The sequence below is a fragment of the Gordonia shandongensis DSM 45094 genome, assembly GCF_000423025.1.
GTDB classification, from domain to species: domain Bacteria; phylum Actinomycetota; class Actinomycetes; order Mycobacteriales; family Mycobacteriaceae; genus Gordonia; species Gordonia shandongensis.
Genome location: NZ_AUHE01000005.1, coordinates 76,579 through 102,084 on the forward strand (window position 1 = coordinate 76,579; position 25,506 = coordinate 102,084).

At 69.2% G+C, this 25,506-nt stretch carries 25 protein-coding genes and 1 pseudogene; 10 read left to right on the forward strand and 16 right to left on the reverse strand.

What is annotated here, in order from left to right; all coding sequences use genetic code 11:
- Positions 1-11: 11 nt before the first annotated feature.
- Both G528_RS0108000 and msrA read right to left on the reverse strand, forming a co-directional pair.
- Positions 12-1,091, reverse strand: coding sequence for a winged helix DNA-binding domain-containing protein (locus G528_RS0108000; RefSeq protein ID WP_026918521.1), 1,080 nt, complete (start codon positions 1,089-1,091; stop codon positions 12-14).
- A complete protein-coding gene (msrA, locus tag G528_RS0108005) occupies positions 1,084-1,830 on the reverse strand; it encodes a peptide-methionine (S)-S-oxide reductase MsrA (protein ID WP_026918522.1) in 747 nt (248 codons plus the stop codon). The genes G528_RS0108000 and msrA overlap by 8 nt, the downstream gene beginning before the upstream one ends.
- 113 nt (positions 1,831-1,943) lie before the next feature.
- Between msrA and G528_RS18420 the strand changes: the two genes are divergently transcribed.
- Positions 1,944-2,087, forward strand: a complete 144-nt coding sequence (locus G528_RS18420; RefSeq protein ID WP_156890390.1) for a hypothetical protein — start codon at positions 1,944-1,946, stop codon at positions 2,085-2,087.
- A 152-nt stretch (positions 2,088-2,239) separates the two neighbouring features.
- Positions 2,240-2,869, forward strand: a complete 630-nt coding sequence (locus tag G528_RS0108015) for a superoxide dismutase (RefSeq protein ID WP_026918523.1) — start codon at positions 2,240-2,242, stop codon at positions 2,867-2,869.
- Positions 2,870-3,073: 204 nt separating this feature from the next.
- Here G528_RS0108015 and G528_RS0108020 read toward each other — a convergent pair whose 3' ends face one another.
- From G528_RS0108020 to G528_RS0108035, 4 genes are all read right to left on the reverse strand, one after another.
- A complete protein-coding gene (locus tag G528_RS0108020; RefSeq protein WP_026918524.1) occupies positions 3,074-3,532 on the reverse strand; it encodes an ABZJ_00895 family protein in 459 nt (152 codons plus the stop codon).
- A 73-nt stretch (positions 3,533-3,605) separates the two neighbouring features.
- Positions 3,606-4,709, reverse strand: a complete 1,104-nt coding sequence (locus G528_RS0108025; RefSeq protein ID WP_245569720.1) for a DUF5685 family protein — start codon at positions 4,707-4,709, stop codon at positions 3,606-3,608.
- Positions 4,710-4,810: 101 nt separating this feature from the next.
- A complete protein-coding gene (locus tag G528_RS0108030) occupies positions 4,811-5,560 on the reverse strand; it encodes an energy-coupling factor transporter transmembrane component T family protein (protein WP_026918526.1) in 750 nt (249 codons plus the stop codon).
- Complete coding sequence (locus tag G528_RS0108035; protein WP_026918527.1) at positions 5,557-7,623, reverse strand: ABC transporter ATP-binding protein; 2,067 nt, start codon at positions 7,621-7,623, stop codon at positions 5,557-5,559. Before G528_RS0108035 ends, G528_RS0108030 begins: the two co-directional genes overlap by 4 nt.
- A 159-nt stretch (positions 7,624-7,782) precedes the next feature.
- Here G528_RS0108035 and G528_RS16830 point away from each other — a divergent pair, with 159 nt between their 5' ends.
- Positions 7,783-8,556 (forward strand): TMEM165/GDT1 family protein, encoded by a 774-nt coding sequence (locus G528_RS16830; protein WP_084638109.1) that lies wholly within the window; start codon positions 7,783-7,785, stop codon positions 8,554-8,556.
- A gap of 2 nt (positions 8,557-8,558) precedes the next feature.
- Positions 8,559-9,320, forward strand: coding sequence for an SDR family NAD(P)-dependent oxidoreductase (locus G528_RS0108045; protein WP_026918528.1), 762 nt, complete (start codon positions 8,559-8,561; stop codon positions 9,318-9,320).
- 32 nt (positions 9,321-9,352) lie between these two features.
- Here the strand turns inward: G528_RS0108045 and G528_RS0108050 are convergent, their stop codons facing one another.
- A complete protein-coding gene (locus tag G528_RS0108050; RefSeq protein WP_026918529.1) occupies positions 9,353-11,002 on the reverse strand; it encodes a TM0106 family RecB-like putative nuclease in 1,650 nt (549 codons plus the stop codon).
- Between the two features lie 107 nt (positions 11,003-11,109).
- Here G528_RS0108050 and G528_RS0108055 point away from each other — a divergent pair, with 107 nt between their 5' ends.
- Together G528_RS0108055 and G528_RS0108060 are read left to right on the forward strand one after the other, a co-directional pair.
- Entirely contained in the window at positions 11,110-11,832 is a 723-nt protein-coding gene (locus G528_RS0108055) for a DUF6474 family protein (RefSeq protein ID WP_026918530.1), read from the forward strand.
- A gap of 5 nt (positions 11,833-11,837) precedes the next feature.
- A complete protein-coding gene (locus tag G528_RS0108060; RefSeq protein ID WP_026918531.1) occupies positions 11,838-12,560 on the forward strand; it encodes a cutinase family protein in 723 nt (240 codons plus the stop codon).
- Between the two features lie 27 nt (positions 12,561-12,587).
- Here G528_RS0108060 and G528_RS0108065 read toward each other — a convergent pair whose 3' ends face one another.
- From G528_RS0108065 to pdhA, 3 genes are read right to left on the reverse strand one after another with little or no spacing between them, the layout of a single operon-like run.
- On the reverse strand, positions 12,588-13,949 hold the full coding sequence (locus tag G528_RS0108065; RefSeq protein WP_026918532.1) for a dihydrolipoamide acetyltransferase family protein: 1,362 nt from the start codon (positions 13,947-13,949) through the stop codon (positions 12,588-12,590).
- A 13-nt stretch (positions 13,950-13,962) separates the two neighbouring features.
- Positions 13,963-14,964: an alpha-ketoacid dehydrogenase subunit beta gene (locus tag G528_RS0108070; protein ID WP_026918533.1), complete on the reverse strand. Its 1,002-nt coding sequence runs from the start codon at positions 14,962-14,964 to the stop codon at positions 13,963-13,965.
- Complete coding sequence (pdhA, locus tag G528_RS16835) at positions 14,964-16,079, reverse strand: pyruvate dehydrogenase (acetyl-transferring) E1 component subunit alpha (protein ID WP_245569721.1); 1,116 nt, start codon at positions 16,077-16,079, stop codon at positions 14,964-14,966. The genes G528_RS0108070 and pdhA overlap by 1 nt, the downstream gene beginning before the upstream one ends.
- 154 nt (positions 16,080-16,233) lie before the next feature.
- Between pdhA and G528_RS0108080 the strand changes: the two genes are divergently transcribed.
- Positions 16,234-16,707, forward strand: a complete 474-nt coding sequence (locus G528_RS0108080) for an Lrp/AsnC family transcriptional regulator (RefSeq protein WP_026918534.1) — start codon at positions 16,234-16,236, stop codon at positions 16,705-16,707.
- 9 nt (positions 16,708-16,716) lie between these two features.
- On the opposite strand, the gene G528_RS18870 is transcribed toward G528_RS0108080, so the two are convergent.
- Complete coding sequence (locus G528_RS18870; protein WP_281170342.1) at positions 16,717-16,845, reverse strand: hypothetical protein; 129 nt, start codon at positions 16,843-16,845, stop codon at positions 16,717-16,719.
- On the opposite strand from G528_RS18870, the gene G528_RS0108085 reads away from it, so the two are divergent.
- Positions 16,844-18,034, forward strand: a complete 1,191-nt coding sequence (locus G528_RS0108085; RefSeq protein ID WP_051198496.1) for an NAD(P)/FAD-dependent oxidoreductase — start codon at positions 16,844-16,846, stop codon at positions 18,032-18,034. The genes G528_RS18870 and G528_RS0108085 overlap by 2 nt on opposite strands.
- Before the next feature lie 40 nt (positions 18,035-18,074).
- On the opposite strand, the gene G528_RS0108090 is transcribed toward G528_RS0108085, so the two are convergent.
- On the reverse strand, positions 18,075-18,851 hold the full coding sequence (locus G528_RS0108090; RefSeq protein WP_051198497.1) for an ArsR/SmtB family transcription factor: 777 nt from the start codon (positions 18,849-18,851) through the stop codon (positions 18,075-18,077).
- Positions 18,852-18,915: 64 nt separating this feature from the next.
- Between G528_RS0108090 and G528_RS16840 the strand changes: the two genes are divergently transcribed.
- Positions 18,916-20,331, forward strand: a complete 1,416-nt coding sequence (locus G528_RS16840) for an MFS transporter (RefSeq protein ID WP_084638110.1) — start codon at positions 18,916-18,918, stop codon at positions 20,329-20,331.
- Positions 20,279-20,479, forward strand: a pseudogene (locus G528_RS18215) (IS481 family transposase); the annotation flags it as partial. The gene G528_RS16840 and the pseudogene G528_RS18215, both read left to right, overlap by 53 nt.
- Before the next feature lie 279 nt (positions 20,480-20,758).
- Here the strand turns inward: G528_RS18215 and G528_RS0108100 are convergent.
- The 4 genes from G528_RS0108100 to G528_RS0108115 form a co-directional block, all read right to left on the reverse strand.
- Positions 20,759-22,321 carry a succinic semialdehyde dehydrogenase gene (locus G528_RS0108100; RefSeq protein ID WP_026918537.1) on the reverse strand — a complete coding sequence of 521 codons (1,563 nt, stop codon included), beginning with the start codon at positions 22,319-22,321 and terminating at the stop codon, positions 20,759-20,761.
- A gap of 53 nt (positions 22,322-22,374) precedes the next feature.
- The gene (rraA, locus tag G528_RS0108105) at positions 22,375-22,863 is read right to left on the reverse strand and encodes a ribonuclease E activity regulator RraA (protein ID WP_026918538.1); all 489 of its coding nucleotides are present in this window, start codon (positions 22,861-22,863) and stop codon (positions 22,375-22,377) included.
- A gap of 26 nt (positions 22,864-22,889) precedes the next feature.
- Complete coding sequence (locus G528_RS0108110) at positions 22,890-23,942, reverse strand: helix-turn-helix transcriptional regulator (RefSeq protein WP_026918539.1); 1,053 nt, start codon at positions 23,940-23,942, stop codon at positions 22,890-22,892.
- A 102-nt stretch (positions 23,943-24,044) separates the two neighbouring features.
- Positions 24,045-25,487, reverse strand: coding sequence for an amidase (locus G528_RS0108115; protein WP_026918540.1), 1,443 nt, complete (start codon positions 25,485-25,487; stop codon positions 24,045-24,047).
- Positions 25,488-25,506 lie beyond the last annotated feature (19 nt).

A 25,506-nucleotide genomic window follows, 5' to 3' on the forward strand; every position in this document is an offset into this window, starting at 1 on the left:
TCCTCACGCGGTCAGCCGGCGGTGGCCGCGCCCAGCCGGGTCAGCGCCCCGGCCTCCCGCTCGCACTCCCGCCGCTCCGACGGCGTCAGATCCCGCAGCTCGCGCAGTCGGACCTCGGTGCCGTCGAGCTGCCACGTAGCGGCGAGACGGCCGTCGACGAGAACGAATCCCGGGCTGATCCCGTTGCGTGTGACGGTTCGCGCGTACACCTCGGGATCGGCCACCCGGACACGGTCGCCGGCGGCGTGGACCACGGTGTCGTAGGGCGCGATGAACCGGACCGGAACGGAGCTCCCCGGATCGGCCAACCCCAGCCCGTCGAGGTCGTAGAGCGTCTGGCCCTGCGGACCGGTCATGGCCGTCAGTTCCCAGTCGGCCTCCATGTCCGCCATGATCGGGCCGAGGCCGGTGAGTCCCGACCACGCCTGCACTCCGCTCACCGACGCCGGTCCGTAACCGCGCAGATACATCTTGATCAGATCACGGACCGCGTCGTCGCCGGTCACGGCCGGATCACCGGGACCGATCCAGTCGTCGAGGAGCGCGTACCGCGGCGTCCCCGACCGGCGCCACAGGCCACGCGGCGGGGTCTGCACCAGCGGCACCAGCCCGCGGACGACGGCGGCCATCGCGGTCGGCGGCTCGTCGGGCCAGTGCCGCGCCAACCCCTTCCGCAGCGCGGCGACGGTGATCGGTTCGGCCGCGTCTGTGACGATCCGGGCGCCGATCTCAGCGACCTCGTCCGGCTGCGCCGCCGCCAGGTGACGCGCGTGACTGCGGGTTCCCGCCGCCAGCACCGGGGCGAGCAGTGCGCGCATCCACCGGGCGTCGAGCCCGTCCATGACGAACAGCGTTCCCCGCAGCAGTGCCATCCGGACGACTTCGCGCGACGTCAGCAGGTCGTCGAGGTCGGCGGGATCGAAGTCGACGATGCGCGAGGCCAACGCGTAGAACACCGCCTGCGGATCCTGCGCCTGCAGTCCGACGCAGCGGTCGATCACCTCTATCGCGTCCTCGTCGACGCGGTCGATCAGGTGTTGGCGCTGGAGCACCGTGCGGTTCCACTGCTCCAGCGAGATCGTGTCAGTCACCGTCACCCGCGGGAACCGTCAGCCCGGTCGTCGCGTGGCAGCGGTAACCGTTGGGATTGGTGAACAGATACTGCTGGTGGTAGGGCTCCGCGTAGTAGAAGCGTCCGTCGCCGGCGTCCGACATCAGCGCGATCTCGCTGGTCACCGGACCGTAACCGGCTTCGCGCAGGACGGGCTCGAAGCGGCGTGCGGTCTCCACCGCGGTGCGCACCTCGTCGTCGGCGAATGCGAACACCGCCGACCGGTACTGCGTTCCGATGTCGTTGCCCTGACGCATCTCCTGCGTCGGGTCGTGCGAGGTGTAGAAGGTCGCCATCAACGAGTCGAACGACAGCTCGGACGGGTCGTAGACCACCAGGACCGCCTCGGCGTGCCCGGTGCGGGCCGTGCAGACCTCCTCGTACGTGGGGTTAGGCGTGTATCCGCCCGCGTAGCCGACGGCGGTCGAGTAGACACCGGGCAACTGCCAGAAGATCTCCTCGAACCCCCAGAAGCAGCCGCCGGCGAGGACCACCGCGCGCAGACCGGCAGGCCAGGTCCCGATGCCCGCAGCCCCGTGGGCACCGTCCTCAGCCCCGTGGGCGCCGTCCCCGTCGGTCTCGCCGCGCAGCGGATGGTGCAGGACGAGGTGCTCGGTCGGGACCGACATCGGGGTGTCTCGACCGGCCAGCGCTTCTTCGGGCGACACCATCGTCCGCTTGACGTCCGAGGCGGCCAGGATCCTGTCGAAGAGGCTCATGCCTCCACGGTACGTCGCCACCCCGATTGGCCGCCGTCGCGCACACGACGTAGTGTGGTCCACGACACTTGATGTGATGAGCATCACGCGCGCTGTTGAGGGGTGATCCATTCATGACCGGTCCTTCGATCCGAGCACGTCACGACATGGGGTCGGCGGAATCGCCACGCGACCTGGTCGCCGGATCCCGCCTCATCGTCACCGCCGTCAGCAGCCTGGTGATCATCGTGGCGATCGGTGTGGTGGCCTTCCTGTAGGAAACCCGGCGAAGCGGGCGCGAGGCCCCTCTTGCAGAGTCCGCGGGTCCACGTCTTGCAAAGACTGCGGGTCTACGTAATGTAGGAACTGGACCCGGGTACGGATCTTCACTTTTCACACTGTTAGTTGTTTTCACACTGAGAGGACCATCGTGGCTGACTACACTCTGCCTGACCTGGACTATGACTACGGCGCTCTGGAGCCGCACATCTCCGGCAAGATCATGGAGCTGCACCACAGCAAGCACCACGCGACCTACGTGAAGGGCGCGAACACCGCCCTGGAGAAGCTCGCCGAGGCGCGCGAGGACGGCAGCATCGCCGGCAAGGTCTTCGGACTGTCGGCCAACCTGTCGTTCCACCTGGGCGGTCACACGAACCACTCGATCTTCTGGAAGAACCTGTCGCCCAACGGCGGCGGCGAGCCGACCGGCGACCTCGCCGAGGCCATCGGCCGCGACTTCGGCGGCTTCGACAAGTTCCAGGCGCACTTCACCGCCGCGGCGACCACCCTGCAGGGCAGCGGCTGGGCGATCCTCGGCTACGACACCATCGGCGAGCGTCTCGTCATCGAGCAGCTCACCGACCAGAGCGGCAACACGTCGGCCGCCCTGATCCCGGTCGTCATGCTCGACATGTGGGAGCACGCCTTCTACCTCGACTACCAGAACGTGAAGCCCGACTACGTCAAGGCCTGGTGGAACGTCGTGAACTGGGACGACGCCGCCGAGCGTTTCGCTCGCGCCAAGACCCAGGGTGCGGGACTCGTGGTTCCGGCCTGATCGACGTCGACGTCGCAGCGACGGCGGCCGCCTCCTCGCGGGGGTGGCCGCCGTCGTCGTCGGCGCGGCCGGCGGGTACGACCAGGATCCGTCGTACCACCCGTTCGAACTCGGCGAAGCGCAGCTCGTCACCGAGGCCACACGCGCCGCCGGCACCGCGATCACCGGGATCCTCGAAGGACTGACCGACGACCCCGACCCGGGTCAGTCTCCGCTCCCGGACGCCTTCCTGGCGGCCTTGCGTTGCCGAGCCCTCGTCAACTTCGACAGCGTCGATTTCGGAGCGAACCTGAATACCGTCCACATGAGTGCGAACTCCAGGACGAAGGCGCCGACGAGCAGTACCGCGAGGGTCCCGCCGCCGACCGTGCCGGTCAACTCGGCTGCCGCATCGGGCCAGATGGCCGCGACCACACCGAGCTGGACGATCTGCACCACGACGAAGATCGCGAAGCAGAGTCCCAGCAGGTGCCACCGCTCGGTGGGGGTCGGCACCCTGTCGGCGTCCTTCACGAACCTCTCCGACGTGTAGTAGGCCGCGATCACCGGCACCATGACGGCCACCCCGCCGACGCCGTCGATGATCTCGGCGACGATCATGTACACCACCGTCATCACGATCAGCGCCCCCAGGTAGGCGCCGCCGTATCTGATCCAGTTCATCGCTTCCTCCCCGCGTCCCGTCCGAACCGCGTCCGGTTCCGTGTGAGCCGGCGTCGCTCGGCCGCAACCCTGTTCACCAGGAGCAGCAGCAGTCGCAGACGTCGCAACAGTCGTCGCATGCCGGCGGTCGATAATTGTCCGAGCAGTGGTTCCAGTGATCGGTACACAGTGCGGGCCCGCAGCACGTGACGCCCGTGAACGGCAAGATCCGCTGGTACCACCGGCGGTTCGGCGGAAACGGCGGCGGCCACGGCGCGTTCTCCGGCACGTCGTCCGGTTTCACGTCCGGCCATCGGCCGTCACCGTCCACGCCGTGATGTCCACCGACCCCGCAACGCATCGACGTGCGGCGCCGCAGGCGCACGGCGCGCCGCACCCCGTCGACCAGCAGGACGCGCAGGAGACGGTCGTCGTAGAGCCTCAGGTTCCCGTACCGGTCCTCGATCCGCGCGGCGAGGGCCTCGGCGCGCGCGACGGCGACCGCATCACAGGTCCCGGTGGCCGCCAACGGATTGAACGAGCCCGCGTCACGATCGGCCGCGCGGTCGTCGATCGCATCCAGCAGATGCGCGAGCCTCCCGAAGTCCGCACCGATCTCCGCCAGCATCGACTCGTTGTCGGGAGCATCGGCCGCCACCGCACTCGCCGCGAAGACCGCCGCGCACGCCTGCGCCGTCGGCCGCAGCAGGGCGTCGAGGTCCGCGCCACGGCACTCGACGTCCGCCTGCTCGGCCAGCGGCCGCAACACCGCATCGACGTCCAGCCCGGCGGCGGACCCCATCCGACGCCGCAGCGAACGAGCCGCGACCGCCGCCACCCGCGCCTTTCGCGGGTCGGGCGCCGCCAAGCCGCGGCGCTGCTCGGCGACCACGTCATCGGCCTTCGCCGTGGCCAGGGCGAGCGACGCCGCCGTGGCCACCGCGACACCCGGCTCCTCGGCGCGCACCACCGTCGCCGTCCGCATTCCGCGCAGTGCGCACGGGCCGGCCCTCCGGGTCGCCGCGCGGTCGTCGCGTTGCGCCGCCGTCAGGACCGACACCATGATCGTGTCGGTGTTCGTCACCGTCCGCGACAGCTGCCCGTGGCCGTCACGCAGCGACAGGCACACACCGCACATGTGCGAGCGCCACTGTGCCCGCAACTCGTCGTCCAGCGCATGCGAACACGGTTGAAGCATTCCGAACATCACGGCCCCCCGCCCCTCGATCTCATCGGCACACGGCCGACCGCGCGATCAGCGTAGCCGGACGATCACAGCTGCACACAAGCTCTCGCCGATCACAGGTACACGATGCTCGTGGTGACGGCCACCGCGCAGCCGACCGCGAAGACCCCCAGGACGACCGCGTCGAGCCGACCCGGGCGCGACCGATACGCGGTCAGGCGCCCGGTGCCGCCCCGCGCGGTGATCGCCTCGGCCATGTCGGAGCTGCGACGCATCGCCGACGACATCGCCGCCACCACGATGTCGAGGACCGACGGCTCGGCCGACGGATGATCCGTCCCCGCCTTCGACCTCGGCCGCATCCGGTGCGCCGCCCACAGGAGCCGGACCTCCTCGACGAGCAGCGGCAGCCCGCGCAGGGTGAGGGCGATCGTGACGGCCCACTCGTCGACGGGCAGTCGCAGTATCCGCAGCGGCGACATCAACCGCGCCAACGCCGGTGCGAGCTCGGCCATCGGCGTCGTCCACACCACCAGGACCGACATCGCCAAGACCAGCAGGCCCAACACCACGCCGCGCAACGTCACGAGACCGCCGTCGACCCCGCGGGCGATCCACGACCACACCACGGTGGCGACCATGATTCCCCAGAACCACCAGGGCGGACGCGGGAGGGCGCCGAGGGGGATCCGGGCGACGAGCACGAACACCAGCAGGCACAGCGCCACGAAACCGAGTCCCGGCCACGCCGGCAACACCCACGTCATGACTCCGAGGACGAAGATGATGATCAGCTTGCTGCCCGCCCACAGTCGGTGGACCGGCGAGTCGCCCGGAATCTGCCGGAGCATCGGGACCTTCATCGCAGCCCTCCTTCGAGCCCGCCTTCGAGCCCACCGTCACGCACGCCGTCGAGCACCCCGTCGACGAGCTCGACCCTGCGGTTGCAGACCTGGTCGAGTGAGTCGAGGTCGTGGGAGATGATGATGATCGTCGCGCCGCCGTCGCGGAGTCCGGCCAGCACCGACAGGACTTCTTCGCGCGCCTGCGGGTCGAGGCCGGCGAGCGGCTCGTCGAGCACCAGCAGCTCCGGGTCGGACGCGATCAACGACGCGAGGACCACTCGCCGCATCTGGCCACCCGAGAGCGCGTCGACCCGTCGGGCGGCGATCTCCCGCGGCAGTGTCACCAGGTCGAGCACCCGACCCACCTCGGCGGTTCCGACGGACTCCCCGCCGACGGCCATGATCTCGTCGGCGACCGTCGCCTTCTGCAACTGGAGGCGCGCGTGCTGGAAGCCGAGCCCGACGTCGCCGACCCGGTCGTAGGTGTGCTCGCCGCCGAGCAGGACGGCACCTCCGCTGGGCCGGATCAGGCCGGCGAGCGCCCACGCGAGCGTCGACTTCCCCGAACCGTTCCCGCCGACGATGAGGACGCCGTCACCGGAGTTCACCTGGAGGTTCACCGACCGCAGCGCCGTCACCTCCCACGGCGACCCCGGCAGATACGTGTGCTCCAGGTCGCGGACCACGAGCAGGGCGTCACCGTGTGGATCGTGGTGCTGCGGCAGCGGCGGCGTGATCGCCTCCGGACGCATCCATCCCGGATGGTGCTCGACGATCCGGCCCGCCTCCAGATGGATGACGCGGTCGGCGGCACGCGCCTCCGAGTCGCGGTGCGTGATGAGGACGACGGCGATCCCGCGGCGACGCGGCAGTTCGGCGAGGATCGCGATGAGCTCGGCCCGTCCGTCCGGGTCGACCATCGACGTCACCTCGTCGGCGATCAACAGCTGCGGATCGCGGGCGAGGGCCGCGGCCACCGCGAGCCGCTGCTGCTGCCCACCCGACAGGTCGGTGGTCTCGCGGTCGCCGAGACCGGCCAGGCCCACCTCGTCGAGGAGGGCGTCCACGTCGACCTCCGTACCGGCGGGGAGCCCCCACACGAGGTCGTCGGCGACGCGGGCGCCCAGCATCTGCGACTCGGGACGCTGCAACACCAGCGCGGTCCCGCCGCGGCGTCCGAGGCCGGGCGCACCCGGCCGGTCGACGACCCCGACCGTCGGTTCCACTCCGGCGAGGATCTTGGTGAGCGTCGACTTGCCGGAGCCGTTGGCGCCGACGATCGCGACGAACTCGCCACTGGTCAAGACCAGGTCGATCCCGCTGAGGACCTGCCGGTCGGACCCCGGATAGCGGTAGCCGACCCCCGCGGTCCGCAACGGGAGCGGAGCGACGGCGCGGTCGCCGTCGGCGACGCCCGCGACCTCGAGCGTGTCCTCGAGCGGGACCTCGTCGAGCCGGTCGAGCACACGGCCCAGCAGCCACGATGCGATGAGGAGGGTCAACAGCGCACCGACCGTGCCGGGGATCCAGATCCACAGCCACCAGTTGTCGGCGATGTTCCTGTTGAGCGCGTCGAATGCGTCGCCGACCGCGTCGAGTCGGATCGCGCGAGCCGTCTTGCCGATTCCGGTCAGCATGTTGTCGAGGACGGCCAGCGCCAGCTTCCGCAGTGGCGCGAGCAACCACATGAGCAGCACCGAGACGGCTGCGAGGAGCGGCGCCGCGATCACCGACATCAGAGTTTTGACGGCCATGCCGCCGCCACGGCGATGCACCTCGCCGACCAGTCCGCCCATGACGACCGACATCGACACCGCGTACGCCGGGCCCAGCCCGGCGACGACGAAGGTCACGGCGACCGTCGTGACGATGGCGCCGACGACCGCTCGCGGCCGTGTCCGTGCCGCGAGCAGCGCGACCGGGACCGGGGTCAGGAAGCCGAGCGCGGCCGCGATCGGCACGACGGCGACGATGACGGCCGGGACCACCGTGAGACCGCTGAAGATCGCGATCGCCGCGAACTCCCGGGACCGGAGTGCGCCCCGGGGCGCCGTACGCGCCTGAACTGCTCTGCTTGCCACCGCCCCATTGTGCCGGTCCGGGGCGCGGCGCCCGGCTCGACGGGTGGCCAAACCGTCCGACTACGGGCCCCCGAACTAGGCAATAAGGCCCCCCGACCAGGCTTTTCACGGGTCACTGCTCTGTTGCATGCGGGTTGCGGGCCGACCTAGCGTGACGGCATGATCACCGCACTGATGCTGAGTTTCGGCATCATCTTCGTCGCCGAGCTCGGCGACAAGTCGCAACTCATGGCGATGACCTATGCGCTGCGTTATTCGTGGTGGGTGGTGCTCGCCGCCATCACCACGGCGACGACCCTCGTCCACGCGGCGTCGGTATTCTTCGGCCACTTCCTGGGTCTGTCGCTGCCGACCGGGGCCCTGTCGATCCTCGCCGGCCTGTCGATGCTCGTCTTCGGGCTCTGGACGCTCCGCGGCGACGAACTCGACGACGACGAGGCCTCGCGAGCCGGACGCGTCGGGGCGTCGGTGTTCCTGGCGGTCATGAGTTCGTTCATGCTCGCCGAACTCGGTGACAAGACGATGCTCGCCACCATCACCCTCGCCACCGACAACGACTGGGTCGGCGTCTGGATCGGTTCGACGGTCGGCATGGTGGCCGCCGACGCGCTCGCCATCGCGGTGGGCCGCATGCTGGGCAGGCATCTGCCCGAGCGGACCATCGCGATCGGCGCCGCGATCAGCTTCTTCGTCTTCGCCGGATGGCTCCTGGTGGACGGTCTCGTCTCGGCCGGGCCGCTCGTGATCGCCCTGACGTCGGTCGGCACCGTCGTGATCACCGTGATCGGCGTCGTGTGGATCCGAGTGACGCACCGGCGTCGGGCCGCCGAAGCGGCTGCCGCCGCGGCCGTCCCCGGCACGGAGGGGGCGTCGGCTACTACAGTTCAGAAGGACCCCGTCCGGGAGTCGACTCCGCCCCTGAAAGGACCTTGATCATGGACGTGACCGGTTCCGCCGTCATCGTCACCGGCGCCGCCTCCGGCCTCGGTGCCGCCACCGCCGCCCGATTCGCCGCCGACGGCGCAACGGTGTTCGGCATCGACCTGCCGCAGTCGATCGAGAAGGCCGACGACGTCCAGGGCGTGCACCTGATCGCCGCCGACGTCACCGACGAGACCGACGTGCAGAACGTCGTCGACCGCATCGTGGAGTCGGGACTCCCTCTGCGCGTCGCCGTGAACTGCGCGGGCGTCGGGTGGGCCGCACGCATCCTCGGGAAGGACGGGCCGCACGATCTGGAACTGTTCCGCACCGTCATCACCGTCAACCTCATCGGCACGTTCAACGTGATGCGGTTGGCCGCCAACCGCATGCAGCACGAGTCCGCGGCGACCGACGACGGTGCCCGCGGCGTCATCATCAACACCGCGTCGGTGGCGGCCTTCGAGGGACAGATCGGACAGATCGCCTACACCGCGAGCAAGGGCGGCGTCCACGCGATGACGATCTCCGCGGCGCGCGACCTGGCCCGCGCCGGCGTCCGCGTGTGCACGATCGCGCCCGGCACCATCAACACGCCGATGCTCGCCGGGGTGACCGACGAGTTCAAGAAGACGCTCGAAGCGGGAATCCCGTTCCCGCAGCGGCTCGGCGAGCCGGCCGAATACGCCGATCTGGCCGCCTTCATCGTCGCGCACGACTACCTCAACGGCGAGACGATCCGCATGGACGGCGCGCTGCGCATGGCGCCGCGCTGACGGCTGCGGCCGCGACACGCTTCAGCGGCGTGTCACCGCCCCAGCAGGTCCGCCGCGAGCGGTAACTCGAGGACGGCGTCCCCCGCGATCCATTCCCGCAAGACCTTGGTCGCCCGGACGTCGTCCTCGTTGTATTCCAGCAGCCGGGCGCGCTGCGACTCGTCGCGCGGAGTCCCGTCGAGGCCGACGGCGGCGGCATACCACTCCATCGACGCCTCGCCGCCCGCTTCGTCGTCGCGCCACGCGAACCCGGCGACCGGCGCGATCCGTTTGAGCCCCTTGCCGCGCGGGCAGATGAAGGTGGCGCCCACGGCCTCGAAGATGTCGACCCACTCCTTCGAGGCGATGAACGCGTCGACGGTGCGGCGCGACGGCACCCCCGGGACGTGGCCGAACCGGTCGGCGCTGCCGCGCAGCCACCGATTCTCGGCGTGCTGCGAGTAGCAGTAGGCCGCGAACGTCTTGCCCGCCGCGTGCGCCGCGGAGCGTTCGGTCATGAGCCACGCCCAGAACTCCGCGAACGACCGCCCCTCGTCGTCGGTGGGCAGCGGTTCCCAGGTGACGAACGGGCGGTACCGGACGGGCCGCGACGGCTCGGTGGTGTCGGTGAGCAGCGTGCCCCACAGGTAGGCGCCCCGCTCACCGAAGCTCTCCATGTCGACGTCGACCTCGATGTCGGCGCGCGCCACCCGCGGCCGCTCGCTCCGGCGGACCAGGGGGATGTCGCCGACCCAGCACTTCGCGGACACCACCGCGTCGTCGAACGGGACCGCGCCGGCCCAGTCCGCAGGCTGCGGACCGCGGTGCCCGGCGAGTGCGTCGATGGTGAGGATCCCCGCCTCGCGGAGCACCTGCCCCTGGTTGCCCCCGACCACGAGGCTCACGTCGCGGGCGGCGACCAGCTGCTTCTCGCACTGCGGCCACCAGTGGCAGCTGCGGCACTCGCTGACCCGCCGCGGCGCGGTGGCGATCTCACCGTCGGCGATCGCGCGTCGACGGGCGAGGGTCGCGTCGTAGTCGTCGACGACGTCGCCGAGCGGGATGACGACGGTGCAGTCGGCGTCGAGACCGACCAGTCCGCCGACTGCTGCGCGTCGATCGGTCGACAACGCACCGAGGTCGTCGAGCATCGCCGCGATCTGCGCCAGCCGCATCACATCGCGGCGCTGTCCGCGCAGCGACCGGGTGGCGTCCGGTTCGGGCCGCCAACTGCCCAGCGGGCTGGTCTGCAGCGTCGCGGTCTCGTCGTCGCGCGGCTCGGAGATCCGCGTCGTGACCCGGTGGTTCACGATGATGACGGGCAGATAGCCGTCACCGTCGCGGATCAGCACCTCGGCGTGACCGCGGCGTCCACGATCGGAATCGGTCGGCAGCGTGGCCGCGAGAATCCAGCCGACGCCGGCGTCCATCGCCTCGCGTGTCGCGGCGACCCGCTCGCGGTGCGGACCGTCGTCGATCCATCGCACGTCGGGGCCGCCGCCCGCGCTCTCGGCGAGACGCCGCTCATGGATCGTCGCGAGGACCTCGCGACGGTGCGCCTGTGCCGCCTCGATCCGCCGCTGCGCCTCGGCGGTCTCCTCCGCGGACACCGCGGCGGCGAGTTCCTCGCGCGGAGCGAAGTCGAGAGCGAGCCGATGCTCGCAGCCCGTGAGGTTCCGCGCGCCGAGAATCGCAGATCCCACGTGCCCCGTCACTTCCTTCCGACTCCGAATGATTCATTCACCCATGAGACTATGCAAAGCTTGAGACATCTCATCGAACGAGTCGGGATTACGACGGAAAGGTCGACATGGGGCTGCTCTCATCCACCGGGGCCAAGCGGGCCGCGAAGAAGGCGGAGAAGAAGATCCGCAAAGCGGAGAAGAAGGCGATCCGCATCCGCGCGAAGGTCGAGGCGAAGGCGCAGTCGCGGGAGGACCGCAAGGCCGCCAAGCAGACGCTGCGCGACGAGCACCGGTACGCGAAGAAGACGGCGAAACAGCAGCGCAAGACCATCAAGGCCGAGTCCAAGAAGCACGAGAAGCTCGCGGCCGCCGACGCGAAGACCATCGCCGAGCAGGCCAAGGCCGACGCGGAGGCCGCTCCGTTCACTCCCGCCAAGATCAAGCGGTACCTGACCGTGGCGCGGATGCTGTCGCCGATCCTGGCGCCGATCGCCTACCGGGCCGCCGTGAGCGCCCGCAGTCAGGCGACCGTGGTCCGGGCCCGTCGCGCAGGCGTGGCCCCGGCGCTGTTGACGCAGTACGGGGGACCGAGTGCTCCCCTGCGTGCCCGCATCGCGACCTGCCGCGAGGCGGCGTCCCGGGTGAGCGGCCTCGACCAGGGCGCCGAGACCCAGGCGTTCGTCGCCGCGATGGTCTCGCGTCTGGACAACCTGGCCGTCGCCGCCGACGCCGCCGACGCCATGCCGCCGGCGCAGCGCCGCAATGCGCAGCGCGCCATCGACAACGAACTCACGGCGATCGACAACGATCTGCTGGCCCGACTCGACGTCCACCCGGCGAAGGCGTGATCACGATGCGACGAATCCTCTTGACCGCAGCCGCCGCACTCCTCGCCGCGACCGGTGTCGCCGTCGGCGGGGCCACCGTCGGCGAGGCCCCGAGCACCGCCGCACCGGGATGTGCGGACGTGCACGTGCTCTTCGCCCGCGGCACCGCCGAGACCGCGCCGCCGCTCGGCGTCACCGGCATCGCCTTCGGCGAGTCCATGAAGCGCCGTCTTCCCGGCAAGTCGGTGCGGGTCGAAGCCGTCCGCTACGCCGCGAGCAGCGACTTCTCGCACCGACTTCGGTTCGCCAAGAGCGTGGTCGACGGCATCGACAACGCCCAGCGACGCATCACGTCGATCGCGACCCACTGCCCCGACACCAAGATCGTGCTCGGCGGATATTCGCAGGGCGCCGCCCTCGCCGGGTACCTGACGAACGATTCGTTCGCGCTCCCGGCGGCCTACGCCCGGTATCGGTCGTACGTCCCGAAGCCGCTCAGCGCCGAGACCGCGTCGCACATCGCGGCGGTCATCCAGTTCGCGCCGCCGTCGAGCCGGTTCCTCCGGGACGTCGGTGCACCGCCGATCCGTCCGTCGAAGGAGTTCCGCGGCAAGATCGCGCGCTACTGCATCGTCGGCGACACGATCTGCAACGGTGCGCGCGCCGGTGCGCCGAACGCGTTGCACGTGCTGTACTCCGTCAACGGGATGACCGACCGCGCAGCGAACTTCGCCGCACGGCGCCTCTGACGGGGCTCCGGCCCGCGCCGCTGTCGGTCAGCTCAGCGCGATCAGCGACAGCGGGTCGGAGAGCAGTTCGGCGATCGTCGCGAGGAACCGCGATCCCTGTTCGCCGTCGACGAGCCGGTGGTCGAACGACAGGCTCAACGTGGTGACCTCGCGCAACGCGATCTCGCCCTGCCACTCCCAGGGCCGACGCCGCACGGCGCCCAGACAGAGGATCGCGGCCTCGCCGGGATTGAGGATCGGGGTGCCCGAGTCGATCCCGAACACGCCGATGTTGGTGATCGTGATGGTCCCGCCGACGAGGTCGGACGGCGGCGTGGTGCCGTCGCGGGCGGCCGCGGTCAGGTCCGCGATCGACACCGCCAGATCACGCAGGCTCGCCCGGTGGGCGTCGCGGATGACGGGCACCATGAGGCCGCGCGGCGTGGCGGCCGCGATGCCGAGGTTCACATACCGTTTGGTGACGATCTCCTGGGCATCGTCGTCCCATGCGGAGTTCAGTGACGGGTTGGTCCGCAACGCCACGAGCAGCGCCTTCGCGACGAGGGCGAGCGGCGTGAGTCGGACGTCGGCGAAGCGCGCGTGCGCGGTGAGCTCGTCGAGGAGTTCCATGCTCGGCGTGATGTCGACGTCGACGAACTCGGTGACGTGGGGCGCGGTGAACGCACTGCGGACCATGGCGTCCGCCGTCCGGCGCCGCAGACCGCGGATCGGTGTGCGCTCCTCGTCCCCCGTCCCGCCGGCCTCCGCCGCGCGGGCGGCGGTCTGGGACGCGTCGGACAAGTGGCGGTCGAGGTCGTCGCGGGTCACGTCGCCGTGGGCGCCGGTGGCCGTCACCTCGTCGAGGTCGACACCGGAGTCTCGTGCCAGGCGGCGCACCGGCGGAGCCGCGAGCGTCCGTTCCGGAGGCGCGGCGACCGCCGGGTCGACGGCGGCGGGGATGTCGGCAGCGGGGACGTCGGCAGCGGAATCCACGGCAGCGGGGTCGGCCGGGCGGGGACGGCGGCGGGCCCGCCGACTGCCGGAGTCCTGCGCGACGCCGTAGCCGACGAGGACCGCCGCCGGCTTCTCCTCGGCCCCATCCCCCGTACCCCCATCCCCCGTACCCCCGTCTCCCGCAGCACCCCCATCTCCGGCAGCCCCGCCGTCGCCCGTGTCGATGTCGATGAACGGATCTCCCACCTCGACGGTGTCGCCCTCGGCGGCGTGCAGTGCGACGACGGTCCCGGCGAACGGCGAGGGCAGTTCGACGGCGGCTTTGGCGGTCTCCACCTCGGCGATCACCTGGTTGAGATCCACGGTGTCGCCGACGGCCACCTCCCAGCGGACGAGTTCGGCGTCGGTGAGGCCCTCGCCGAGGTCGGGCAGGTTGAAGGTCTCCACGACAGACATTCCGGCGGTCCTCTCAGGCGGTGTAGGTGCGGTCGACGGCGTCGAGCATGCGGTCGACGTCGGGCAGATAGTGCTTCTCGAGTTTCGCGGGCGGGTACGGGACGGCGAATCCGCCGACCCGCTGCACGGGAGCCTCGAGATGGTAGAAGCACGACTCGATGACGCGGGCGGAGATCTCGGCGCCGATCCCCATGAACACGGGGGCCTCGTGAGCGATCACGAGCCGTCCGGTCTTTCGGACCGATGCGGTGACGGTGTCGAGGTCGAGCGGCGAGATGGACCGCAGGTCGACCACCTCCACCGAGCGGCCCTCGTCGGCGGCCACGTCTGCGGCCTGCAGCGCCGTGGTCACGAGCGGCCCGTACGTCACGAGCGTGACGTCGCGGCCGTCGCGGACCACCCGCGCTCGGTGCAGCGGATACCGGTCGGCGTCCACGTCGACTTCGCTCTTCTCCCAGTAGCGACGTTTGGGTTCGAAGAACAGGACCGGATCGTCGGAGGCGACCGCCTCCTGAATCATCGAGTAGGCGTCCTGCGAGTTGCTGCACGTGACGACGCGGAGTCCCGGCGTCGCGGCGAAGTAGCCCTCGGGTGATTCCGAATGATGCTCGACGGCCCCGATCCCGCCGCCGTACGGGACACGGATGGTCAGCGGCATGCGGACTGCGCCCGCGGTCCGGTAGTGCAGTTTGGCCACCTGGGAGACGATCTGGTCGTAGGCGGGGTAGATGAAGCCGTCGAACTGGATCTCGCAGACGGGCCGGTAGCCGCGGAACGCGAGTCCGACGGCGGTGCCGATGATCCCCGACTCGGCCAACGGCGTGTCGATGACGCGGTCGACGCCGAACTCGTCCTGCAGTCCGTCGGTGATCCGGAAGACGCCGCCGAGTTTGCCGATGTCCTCGCCGAGGAGCACGACCGTCGGATCGTCGTGCAGAGCCCGACGCAGCCCGGCGTTGATCGCCCGACCGAGCGGCATCGGTGTCTGCGCGTCGGTGGGCGCCCGGCCGGCCATCACGGGGTCCCCGGGGCCGTCCCCGCGACTGCCGGCGGCACGTCGTCGAACGTCTCGAGGTATGCCGCGTACTCGGTGCGTTCGGCGTCGATGAGACTGTGGGGCTCGGCGTAGACGTCGTCGAACAGCGACAGTGCGGGCGGGTCGGCGTGGGCGAGGCAGCCGGCGCGGAGTCCGGCGGCGGCTTCGTCGGCACGGCGGCCGATCTGGGCGATGTCGTCGTCCGACAGCGCGTCGTGAGCCTCGAGGAGCAGGCGGATGCGCTCGATGGGGTCGCGCCGGATCCAGTCGGCGTCGTCGTCGGCGGTCCGGTACCGGGTCGGGTCGTCCGACGTGGTGTGCGGTCCGCGACGGTAGGTGACGGCTTCGATGAACGTGGGCCCACCGCCTTCGCGGGCGAGTTCCAGCGCGGCGCGGGTGACGGCCAGGACGGCCAGGACGTCGTTGCCGTCGACGCGGATGGTCGGCATCCCGTATCCGCGGCCGCGGTGGGCGATCGGCGCCTTGGTCTGCAGTGTCACCGGCTCGGAGATGGCCCACTGGTTGTTCTGGCAGAAGAACACGACGGGGGCCGCGAAGCTGGCGGCGAACCCCATGGCTTCGGCGACGTCGCCCTGGCTGGTGGCGCCGTCACCGAAGTAGGTGATGACAGCGGTGTCGGCGCCGTCGAGGTTGACGCCCATGCCGTATCCCGCGGCGTGGAGGGTCTGGGCGCCGATGATGATCGCCGGGGTCGCCATGTTGTAGTCGCCGGGGTTCCATCCCGACAGCGACGTGCCGCGCCAGAACGGGGTCAGCTCGGCGAGCGAGACGCCGCGGCAGTACGCCACGCCGTGTTCCCGGTAGCTGGGGAAGACGAAGTCGTCGGGTTCCAGGGCGCGGGCCGATCCGATCTGCGCGGCCTCCTGGCCGAACAGCGGGGCCCAGAGTCCGAGCTGACCCTGGCGTTGGAGCGCCGTGGCCTCGGCGTCGATTCTCCGGACGACCACCATGTCCTCGTAGAGGCGGCGGATGTCGTCGACGCTCACGTCGTCGACGTAGGTGGAGAAGTCGGGGTGGATGTGACGCTCGCCGGTGATGGTGACGAGCTGAACGGGTTCGTCGATGTCGGACACGGTTCTGCACTCCTTTCGGGGAATCATGGCGTGGATCGCACCCATTGATTCTTGTGCTGAGCATCTCAACGGATTGCATGCTGAACAAGGAGCGGCTTCGTTATTGGTCATACTGACCAATTTGCAGAAGCGTCGACGCGCGTTAGTGTGCTTTATGGACAGATTCGATCGGACCGACGCCCGGATCCTGCGGGCCCTGTGCGACTTTCCCCGCGCCACCGGCGTCCAGCTCGCCGGCCTGGTCGGGATGGCCCGCAACACGGTGCAGACGCGCTTGGGCCGATGGGACGCCGAGAGTGTGCTCGCGCCCTTCGACCGCCGCGTCGCGCCGCGCGATCTCGGTTTCCCCCTCCGCGCCTACATCGCGACGGTGGTCGACCAGCATGCGCTCGAACAGGTGGTGACGAGCCTCGCGGAGATCCCCGAGGTCCTCGAGGTGGTCGGCATCTCCGGTGCGGCCGATCTGCAGATCCTCGCCGTCGCCGCCGACGCCGACGATCTGTACCGCATCGCCGGCGCGATCCTCGCCGTCCCCGGCGTCGAGCGGACGACGGTGTCGGTCGTGATGCACGAGGCCATCGAATACCGCACGCGTCCGCTCATCGACCGGCTCGCCGGAGACCGATAGGCCCCACGATCACGGGCCGGCCGCGTCATCGGTGGCGATGTCGCGGATGGCCTCGCCGCGGTCGCGCACGAGGCGGTGCGGCGCGCGGCGACCTACCCTGGCCGGTGAGGGCCCGTCGACCACGGAAGGGAGTCTCATGACCGCCCCTGTACCGGCTGACTCTGTACCGGCTGATTCTGTACCGGCTGATTCTGCGATCTACGACAGCATCGTGATCGGCGGCGGCATCGCCGGCATGTCGATCGCCTACGAACTCGCCGAGAGTCAACGGGTGCTTCTGGTGGAGCGGGAGACGACCCTCGCCTACCACACCACCGGCAGGTCGGCGGCGACGTTCCTGGAGAGCTACGGCAACGCCACGGTTCGCGCACTCACGCGGGCCAGCCGCGACTTCTTCGGTTCGCCGCCGGACATCGTCGACGCGCCGCTGGTCTCACCCCTCCCGCTGATGATCGTCGGCCGCGACGATCAGAGCGACCTGGTTCGTGATCGATACCGCGAGGTGCGGCCACGCAATCCGGCCGTGGAATTGCTCGACGGCCCCGCCGCCGAGGCGCAGAACGCCCTCCTGCGACCGGGCTACACGGCAGCGGCCCTCGTCGATCACGCGTCGCTGGAGATCGACGTCCACGGTCTGCACCAGGCCTACCGTCGCGGGCTGCGCCGCCGCGGCGGCGACATCCGCACGTCGGCGGGCATCGTCGCGGCCCGACGCGAACGGTCGGTGTGGGTGCTCCGCGATGCGGCGGGCACCGAACGCCGCACACATGCCGTGGTGAACGCGGCGGGCGCCTGGTGCGACGAGGTCGCGGCCGTGATGGGCGCCCACCCGGTCGGGATCCGGCCGCTGCGCCGGACCGCGTTCATGGTGTCGGCGCCGACCGGCATGCCGACGCCCGCCGACCGGCTGATGACCCTGTCGGCCGGTGAGGACTTCTACGTCCGCCCCGACGGACCCGGCTATCTGTGCTCCCCGGCCGACGAGACCCCGTCGGAGCCGTGCGATGCGCGGCCGGACGAACTGGAGATCGCCCGGGCGATCGACGCACTCAACGAGGCGACCCGACTGGCGATCCGCAGCATCGCCCACCCGTGGGCCGGGCTGCGCAGCTTCACCGCCGACCGCACTCCCGTCGTCGGCCCCGACCCGACCCTCGACGGACTCGTCTGGTTCGCCGGCCAAGGCGGCTACGGCATCCAGATGGCTCCCGCGCTCGCCCGCGCCGGAGCGGCACTGGCCGTCGGTGACCCCCTGCCGACCGATCTGGTCGACGCGGGGCTCGCCGCCGAATCCCTGCTCCCCGGCCGCTCCGCGGCGACCGGCTAGCTGTTGGTGGACATGAGGTTCTCCACACGATCGCAGGTTGCTACATCACCGAAATTTCAGTCGGCTGAATGAGCGACGCGAGTCCGGCTGCTCCCGTGTTCGTGATGTCGACGCTGCGGGGGACGTTGTTTCGGACGATCCATCCGAGGCCGAAGAGGTGGTCTGTGACGGCGGTACCGAGCGGGCCCGCCAGGTGGTGTGCCTGCTCAGTCCAGTCGATGCAGTAGCGCAGTGGTCGTGTGGTCGACAACACCCTCGCCTCGATCCCCCATTCCGCGAGGGCCTCGGCCCCGGCGGTCGTGAGTCGGTAGTGCTTTCCTTTACCCGCTGAGGAGAGTCTGTCTCCGCTGAGCTCGGGGTGGTGGAGGCCGTCGCCGCCAGTGATCCAGCCGGCGCTCATGAACCGCTGGAACAGTTCGACTCCCGCTTGTCCTGCGAGGTGGCGATAGCAGGTGCGACCGGTCCGGACCGCGTGCGCTCGGGTGTGAGCGCGCAGCGAGGTGATCGGAGTCCGCGGCGCGAGTTTCGCGAGGGCCTCGAGAACTCCCTCGACTTCGTGGGTCGCGAGGCGATAGTAGCGGTGACGGCCCTGCTGTTCGACAGTGACGAGTCCGTGGTTCAGGAGCACCGTCAGGTGATTGCTGATGGTCGAGGCTGAAACGCCGGCTTCTTCGGCCAGCCGCCCGGCCGGAAGTGCACGTCCATCGGCCAAGGCCATCAACACCCGGGCACGCCGGGCGTCTGCGAATGCGGTGGCGATGCGTGCGATGTCCGGCTCACCCTGGAGCTGCGTGTGTCCGCTCAGGTTCTGGCTCATGCGTCGATGTTACGGACCGAATGTTTCGACGAAGGCTGAAACGTCCCGGGTTGAAGATCGAGGCATGGTTCCGAATCGATCCCGTCGGCCTCTGACTCTGGCGCTATGCAGCGGTTACTTCCTGGTCCTGCTCGATGTGACGGTCGTCAATGTCGCACTCCCTGAGATCGGCGCACAGCTGGACGCGGGCAGCGCCGGGCTGGCGTGGGTCGTCGATGCCTACTCGGTGCCTTTGGCCGGGCTCCTGTTGGCGTCTGGGGCGATTGGAGACGTCGTCGGGCATCGGCGAGTTGTGTTGCTCGGCATGGCCTGCTTCGGAGTCGCGTCTGTCGCGTGCGCGCTCGCCCCGACGACCGGCGTGCTGGTCGCGGCCCGCGCCGTGCAGGGCGTCGGCGCAGCATTGATGCTCCCGGGCACGCTCGCTCTCATTCTGGAAAACAGTCCGGACGCGACTGCGCGGAATAGGGTCGTCGGTGTATGGGCCGCGATCGGCGGGGCCGCGCTACCTGCGGGCCCCGTGGTCGGCGGGATACTGGTCCAAGCTGCCGGGTGGCGGGCCGTGTTCTGGCTCTCCGTGCCGATCATCACGCTCGCGCTGATCCCTGTCATGCGGCTCCGCCGGCCACAACAGCCGCGACGACCGCAGCAGAAGGTGGATTGGGTCGGTGCTGTCTTGCTGGTCACAGCTCTGACGTTCCTGGTCACCGCCATCATTCAGATCCAAGAGTCGAGTCTCCTCGCTGCAATCCTGGCAGTGGTGGCGGCTTGTGCCCTGCTCGGCTTCTTCGCTACCGAGCAGAGGGTCAGCCATCCGCTCATGCCGGTACCCCGACCTGCGCGGCGTCCACTGGGGCTGGCTTCTCTCGTGGCGGCGCTGATGAACTTCTGCGCCCTCGGTGGGCTGTTCTTGCTGACTCAGATTCTCCAAGACGTTCACCGGTTGAGCCCGCTGATGGCCGGAACGCTGACGCTGCCCGCAATGCTGCCCCTCCCGCTGCTCGGCGCGCCCGCTGGGAGGCTCACCACCCGCATCGGAGCCTGGCGCACCAGCGCGCTCGGCGCGTCGATTGCAGCCGCTGGGGCCATCGGCATCGCTTTCACACTGACGAACAGCGGTTCCGGGTACATCGCTCTGGGCTTCTTCCTCGCCGTCTGGGGAACCGGTCTGGGCGTGCTCACTCCCGCGATCGTCAGCGCGGCCATGGCCACAACACCGACGACTCCAGGCTTGGCATCCGGGGCGAGCAACACGGCCCGCCAGACCGGCGGCACGCTCGGCATCGCCGTCTTCGCCACACTCGCAGGATCGGCGGACTCCGCAGGCTTCGCCCCGCACTCTGCAGCGCTGTTCATCACCACCGCCATCATCTTCATGCTCGCAGGCATAATCGCGTTCGAGTATTCCTCCAGCTACGCCCCCGGCTCTCGTGACACACGCGAACGCGCCACTGACTCCCGAGGGCCGCACCAGGCTCATTGAGCGATGCCGCACCCGACCAATCGCGCACGTGGCCGCCGAAGAGGGGATCCTCCGTGCAACCACATCGAAGTGGGTGTACCGCTACAAGCAGTTCGGCGAGCTCGGGCTAGGCGACCGCTCGTCTGCGCCGCGCGAGCCGGATGCGCGTACCGGCACTCTGCGATCGACGGGCACACGCTCCCGGAGTGCACTGAGTCGCTCGAAAACGAGCAGGACACCACCGCGGCCGGTTTGCGAACCGTTCCCGGAAATCGTTCGCCAAGCCTGGCATCGTAAAGATCGGGCGGATCATCACCGACAGCGGAGCCTGCTAACGAGCTCGAGACCTGGGACCTGCTACCACTACCACCGGCCCCGGCGCGCACGGCGGCAAGCCGTCCGCTTCCGAGACGCCGTCACGCGTCAACAATGTCCTGACCCCATACGGCTAGCGGCCCGGCAGGTACTTCAGCGAACGAATCAGCGTCGGCGTGAGCTTGAGGTACAGGCTCTGCGGGATGCCGCGGATGCCGCGGATGCCGTCGAGTCCGATGTACCGCTGGGTGGCGATGGTCTGCGGCTCGGTGTACTTGATCAGGCCCTCGGCGCCGTGGCGTCGCCCGACCCCCGAGATGCCCATGCCGCCCATCGGCGCCGCGGTCGACGCCCACGCCGCCGCGTAACCCTCGTTGATGTTGACGGTGCCCGCACGGATCTGTTCGGCGATCCGCTGCGCCTCCTCGTCACCGCCTGCGAAGACGCTCGCGTTGAGCCCGTAGTCGGTGTCGTTGGCGAGCTTCACGGCCTCGTCGGTGGAGTCGACGGGGTAGATCGCGACCAGCGGACCGAACGTCTCGTCGGCGAAGCAGGTCATCTGGTCGGTCACGTCGGTCAGGACAGTCGGCTCGTAGAAGAACGGGCCGATGTCGGCGCGCTTGCGGCCGCCCGCGACGACCTTGGCGCCCTTGGCGACGGCGTCGGTGACATGCGCCTCCATCGTCTCGACCTGCTGGGCGGACGCCAACGAGCCCATGTCGGCGGTGAAGTCGTACGTCGGGGCCAGTGTCATCTCCGAGACGTGGCGGGCGAACTTCTCGGTGAACTCGTCGGAGATCGCGCGGTCGACGTAGATCCGCTCGATGGAGATGCACAGCTGTCCGGAGTTCGAGAAGCACGCGCGGGCCGCACCCGCGACGGCCTTGTCGACGTCGGCGTTCCGGGTGATGATCAGCGGGTTCTTGCCGCCGAGTTCGGCGGAGAAACCGATCAGACGCCGGCCGGCCTGCTCGGCGAGCGTTGCGCCGGTGGCCGACGAGCCGGTGAACATGACGTAGTCGGTCTGCGCGACGATGGCCTGCCCGACCACCGATCCCGGACCGGGCACCACCGCGTACAGCTCACGCGGGAGTCCCGCCTGGTACAGCAGCTCCGCCAACGCCAGGCAGCAGTACGGCGTGTTGCTGTCGGGTTTGATGACCACCGCGTTGCCGGCGATGAGAGCCGCGACGGCGTCGGAGACGGCGAGCGTCAACGGGTAGTTCCACGGGCTGATGACGCCGACGACGCCCTTCGGCTGGTAGCGGACGCGGACGTCGGTGGCTCCGGGCAGCATGCCGGGGACCTTCTGGTCGGCGAGCATCTTCGGCCCGTTCTGGGCGTAGAACCGGGCCGTCAACGCGACGTCGATGACCTCCTCCTGCGCGTAGATCCGAGCCTTTCCGGTCTCGGCCTGCGCGATGTCCATCAGCGCTTCGGCGTTGTCGTGCACGAGCTCGGAGAACCGGTTGACGACCGCGGCGCGCGCCTTGGCCGACCGGTCGCCCCACGCCGACTGCGCGGACCGCGCCCGCGCGACGGCGAGTTCCAGATCCTCGGCGGTCGCCACCGGGATCGTCGCCATCTCGGCGCCGCTGAACGCCTCGAGCACCGGGCGGGTCTCGCGGCCGGCGGGGTCGTCGATGGCGGCGAGTGCGGCCAGACGCTGGAAGTAGGCGGGTGACGGCTTCGACATGGTGTCTCCTGGTGTGGCGGCGGTCGGGCGTGCTCCGGTGGAAGGCGGGTGGGTCAGCTGTCGGGGGCGACGAGGACGATCCCGTCGTCGTCGGAGTAGACGATGTCGCCCGGCGTGAACGTGACGCCGCCGAGCTCCACCGGCACATCGCGGTCGCCGGCGCCGGTCTTGGTCGACTTGCGCGGATTGGTGCCCAGCGCCTTGACGCCGATCGACATGGTGCCGATCATCTTGGCGTCGCGAATGGCGCCGTTGGCGATGATGCCGACCCAGCCGTTCGACCGGCCGAGTTCGGCGATGATGTCGCCGACCAGCGCGGTGTGCACCGACGCGTCGCCGTCGATCACCAGCACACCGCCGGGATTGGACTCCGAGAGGATCGACTTGAGCAGCGCGTTGTCCTGGAAGCACCGGACGGTGCTGACCCGGCCGACGAACTCGCGATTGCCGCCATACTGGGTGAACTGGGTGTCGCAGCTGCGGACGTCGGCACCGATCTCGTCGACGAGGTCAGCGGTCGGAGTGAAAGTCGGTGTGCTCATGGCTTCCAATCCTAAGCCGACGACCGCTATCTGTAACGTCGGGTTACGTCACACTCGACGTTCACTCTCGGCAGTCGGCCCATGAGTACATCTGCGAGGACCAGGCCTTCCTGCTCCGCGATGACTGCCGCCCTCGCGCGCGACGGAGAGCCAGTCTTCGCCAGAATTGCGCTGATGTGCGCCGCCACCGTCCGTTCACGGGTTCCGGTCCGCAGCGAGATCGAATAATTCGACAGGCCCGCCCAGACGTGCGACAGGACTTCGACCTCCCGGCGGGTCAACCCGTAAGGTATCGGTGCATCGATGACCGTCACCGCAGCCCCATCGGATCGATACTGGATGTGAACCCTTAACAACCTGGCGCCGGACGCGGGCCAGAGGCATCGCAGTTCTCGTCGCCACTGGCGTCGCCCACCACGCGCGATCACGGCGACCGCCCTCGGATCGACGAGGTCGGTCGTCTCGACAACAGAGGCCACCTGGTCATTCGCGCGAATGCGCAGGCGCGCGACAACCTGGGATTCGCAATCCCCGACACTCGCCCGGCTCGAGATCGATGGGCGATTCTCCCGTGCGGCCTGCCCCAACTCGCTGTGGCACAGGCCCGCCAGGATCGGCTGGGTCATGTGTAATGCAAGCATCTCGGCATCCGTTGGCCACGCCGGGTCCGCGGTGCTCAGGTGCAAGTCGCCGAGGTACGTCTCAGCGTCGTCCAAGATCCGCATCGTCACCCCGCCTCGATATCCCGACGGGATCAGGTGATCGCGAACGAAAGTACTGAACACGAACTCTTCACCGACTTCACGCCAATTGCGCAACGGACGCGCCGTGTCGGTGACGAGAAGGTTGTAAGTCGGGCCGCGGGTGAAGTCCTCGGTTATCGCCTTCACCACCGGCGCAGAATAGTCGTGGACGGCGAGGACAGATCCCGTGCGGACGCCGTTCGGTCCCGCAAGCAAGCCGGCGACCGCTCCCGTGGCGTTCATCAAAACCTTCAGAACGCCATGGGCGCGGTCAACCGACTCGTCGACGCATGCCCTGGCCAACTCGAATCCGAGCGATCGCACGTGATCGTCCATGCATCGCTCCCTTCAACGGAACTCGACTGAATACACATCCACGGTTCCGGCCGATGGATCCCAACATTAGGATCTATGCACCTGATCCGGGTCGATATTCGGTCAGCCGAGATTCGCCGCGTGGATCCCCGGACGACGATCCGACCAGCCTGCGGCTCGCTCGTACTGGGCGGCGAGTTGCATCAACAGGCCGTCCTCGTTGAGGCGCCCGGCGAACTGCACGCCGATGGGGAGCCCGGCAGAACTCGGCTCGCCGGGCACGCTGACAGCCGGGGCCCCCGTGAGATTCTGCAGTGGGGTGAAACTGACGGTCTCGAAGATCCGACGAGTCCACTCCTCATGACTCAACTCCGCATCGTTGGAGTCCAGATACCCCAGCACCGGCGCCACGGTGTTGGTCGTCGGAGTCAACAGCACGTCGTAGTCCTGGTGGAACGCCGCGACCGCACGGGTGATGGTATTGACCACCGCCGACGCTTCGGCCATATCGAGCACCGTCAGGGACCTTCCGTACTCCCAGCCCTTGAGGATCGCTGCTTCAAGTGTGTCCGGCCCTGGCGCGAGCCCCGAGACCGCGCTGATGCCTGCGATGGATTCAGCAACGAAACCGCCCCAGCAGCGATAATGGGCCTCCATGAACTGGTCCCAGTCGAAGACCGGCGTGGCCGTCTCCACGTGGTGACCGAGCTCCTGCAGAGTTCGCGCCGCCTTCTCGACGGATGCCACGACGTCGGCGTCGACATCCGTACCTGCCCACGACGAGGTGTGCACTGCGATGCGAAGCCGTCGCGGGGCCACGCGCGCCAGTGACTGGAACTCGAAGCCCTCATCACCCCACGAGTACTTGTCACCGGGTGCCGCACCGCAGATGGTGTCGAATACCGTGGCAGTATCGCGCACCGTCCGACTGACAATCGATTCCGCAGCGAACCCATACAGAGCTTCCTGCATGGTCGGCGCGAAGCTCACCCGGCCGCGGCTCGGTTTGAAGCCCACGAGTCCGTTGTAGGCGGCCGGAATGCGGGTTGATCCGCCACCGTCATTCGCATGGGCAACCGGCACCGCACCGGCTGCGACCAACGCCGCCGAACCACCACTCGAACCGCCGGCCGAACGGGTCGAGTTCCACGGGTTGCGAGTCGGTCCCGATGTGATCGCCTCTGTGTTTGCGTTGTAGCCGAGCTCGGGCGTCGTAGTGGTCGCCAGCGTCGCCAGGCCTGCAGCTCGGAAGCGTGCCATCAACTCGGTGTCCTCATCGAAGACGACACCATCCGGTCCCGTGAGCCTTGTACCCATGCGAGTCCGCACCCCGGCAGCGTGACATACCAGGTCTTTGATGACGAACGGAACGCCACCGAGAGGCCCGTCCACAGCGTATTCGAGGGGTTTATCGAAGGGGCCCGCGACGACGGCGTTGAGATCGCCGTTCACCTTCGCAATGGCGTCTCGGGCCGTGGCGTGGACGTCGTCGGCGGTGACCTGCCGGGTGGCGATCAGTTCCGCCAGATCGGTGGCGTCGTGGGTGGTGTATTCGTCGAGATGCATGGCGGACTCCTTGGGTGTG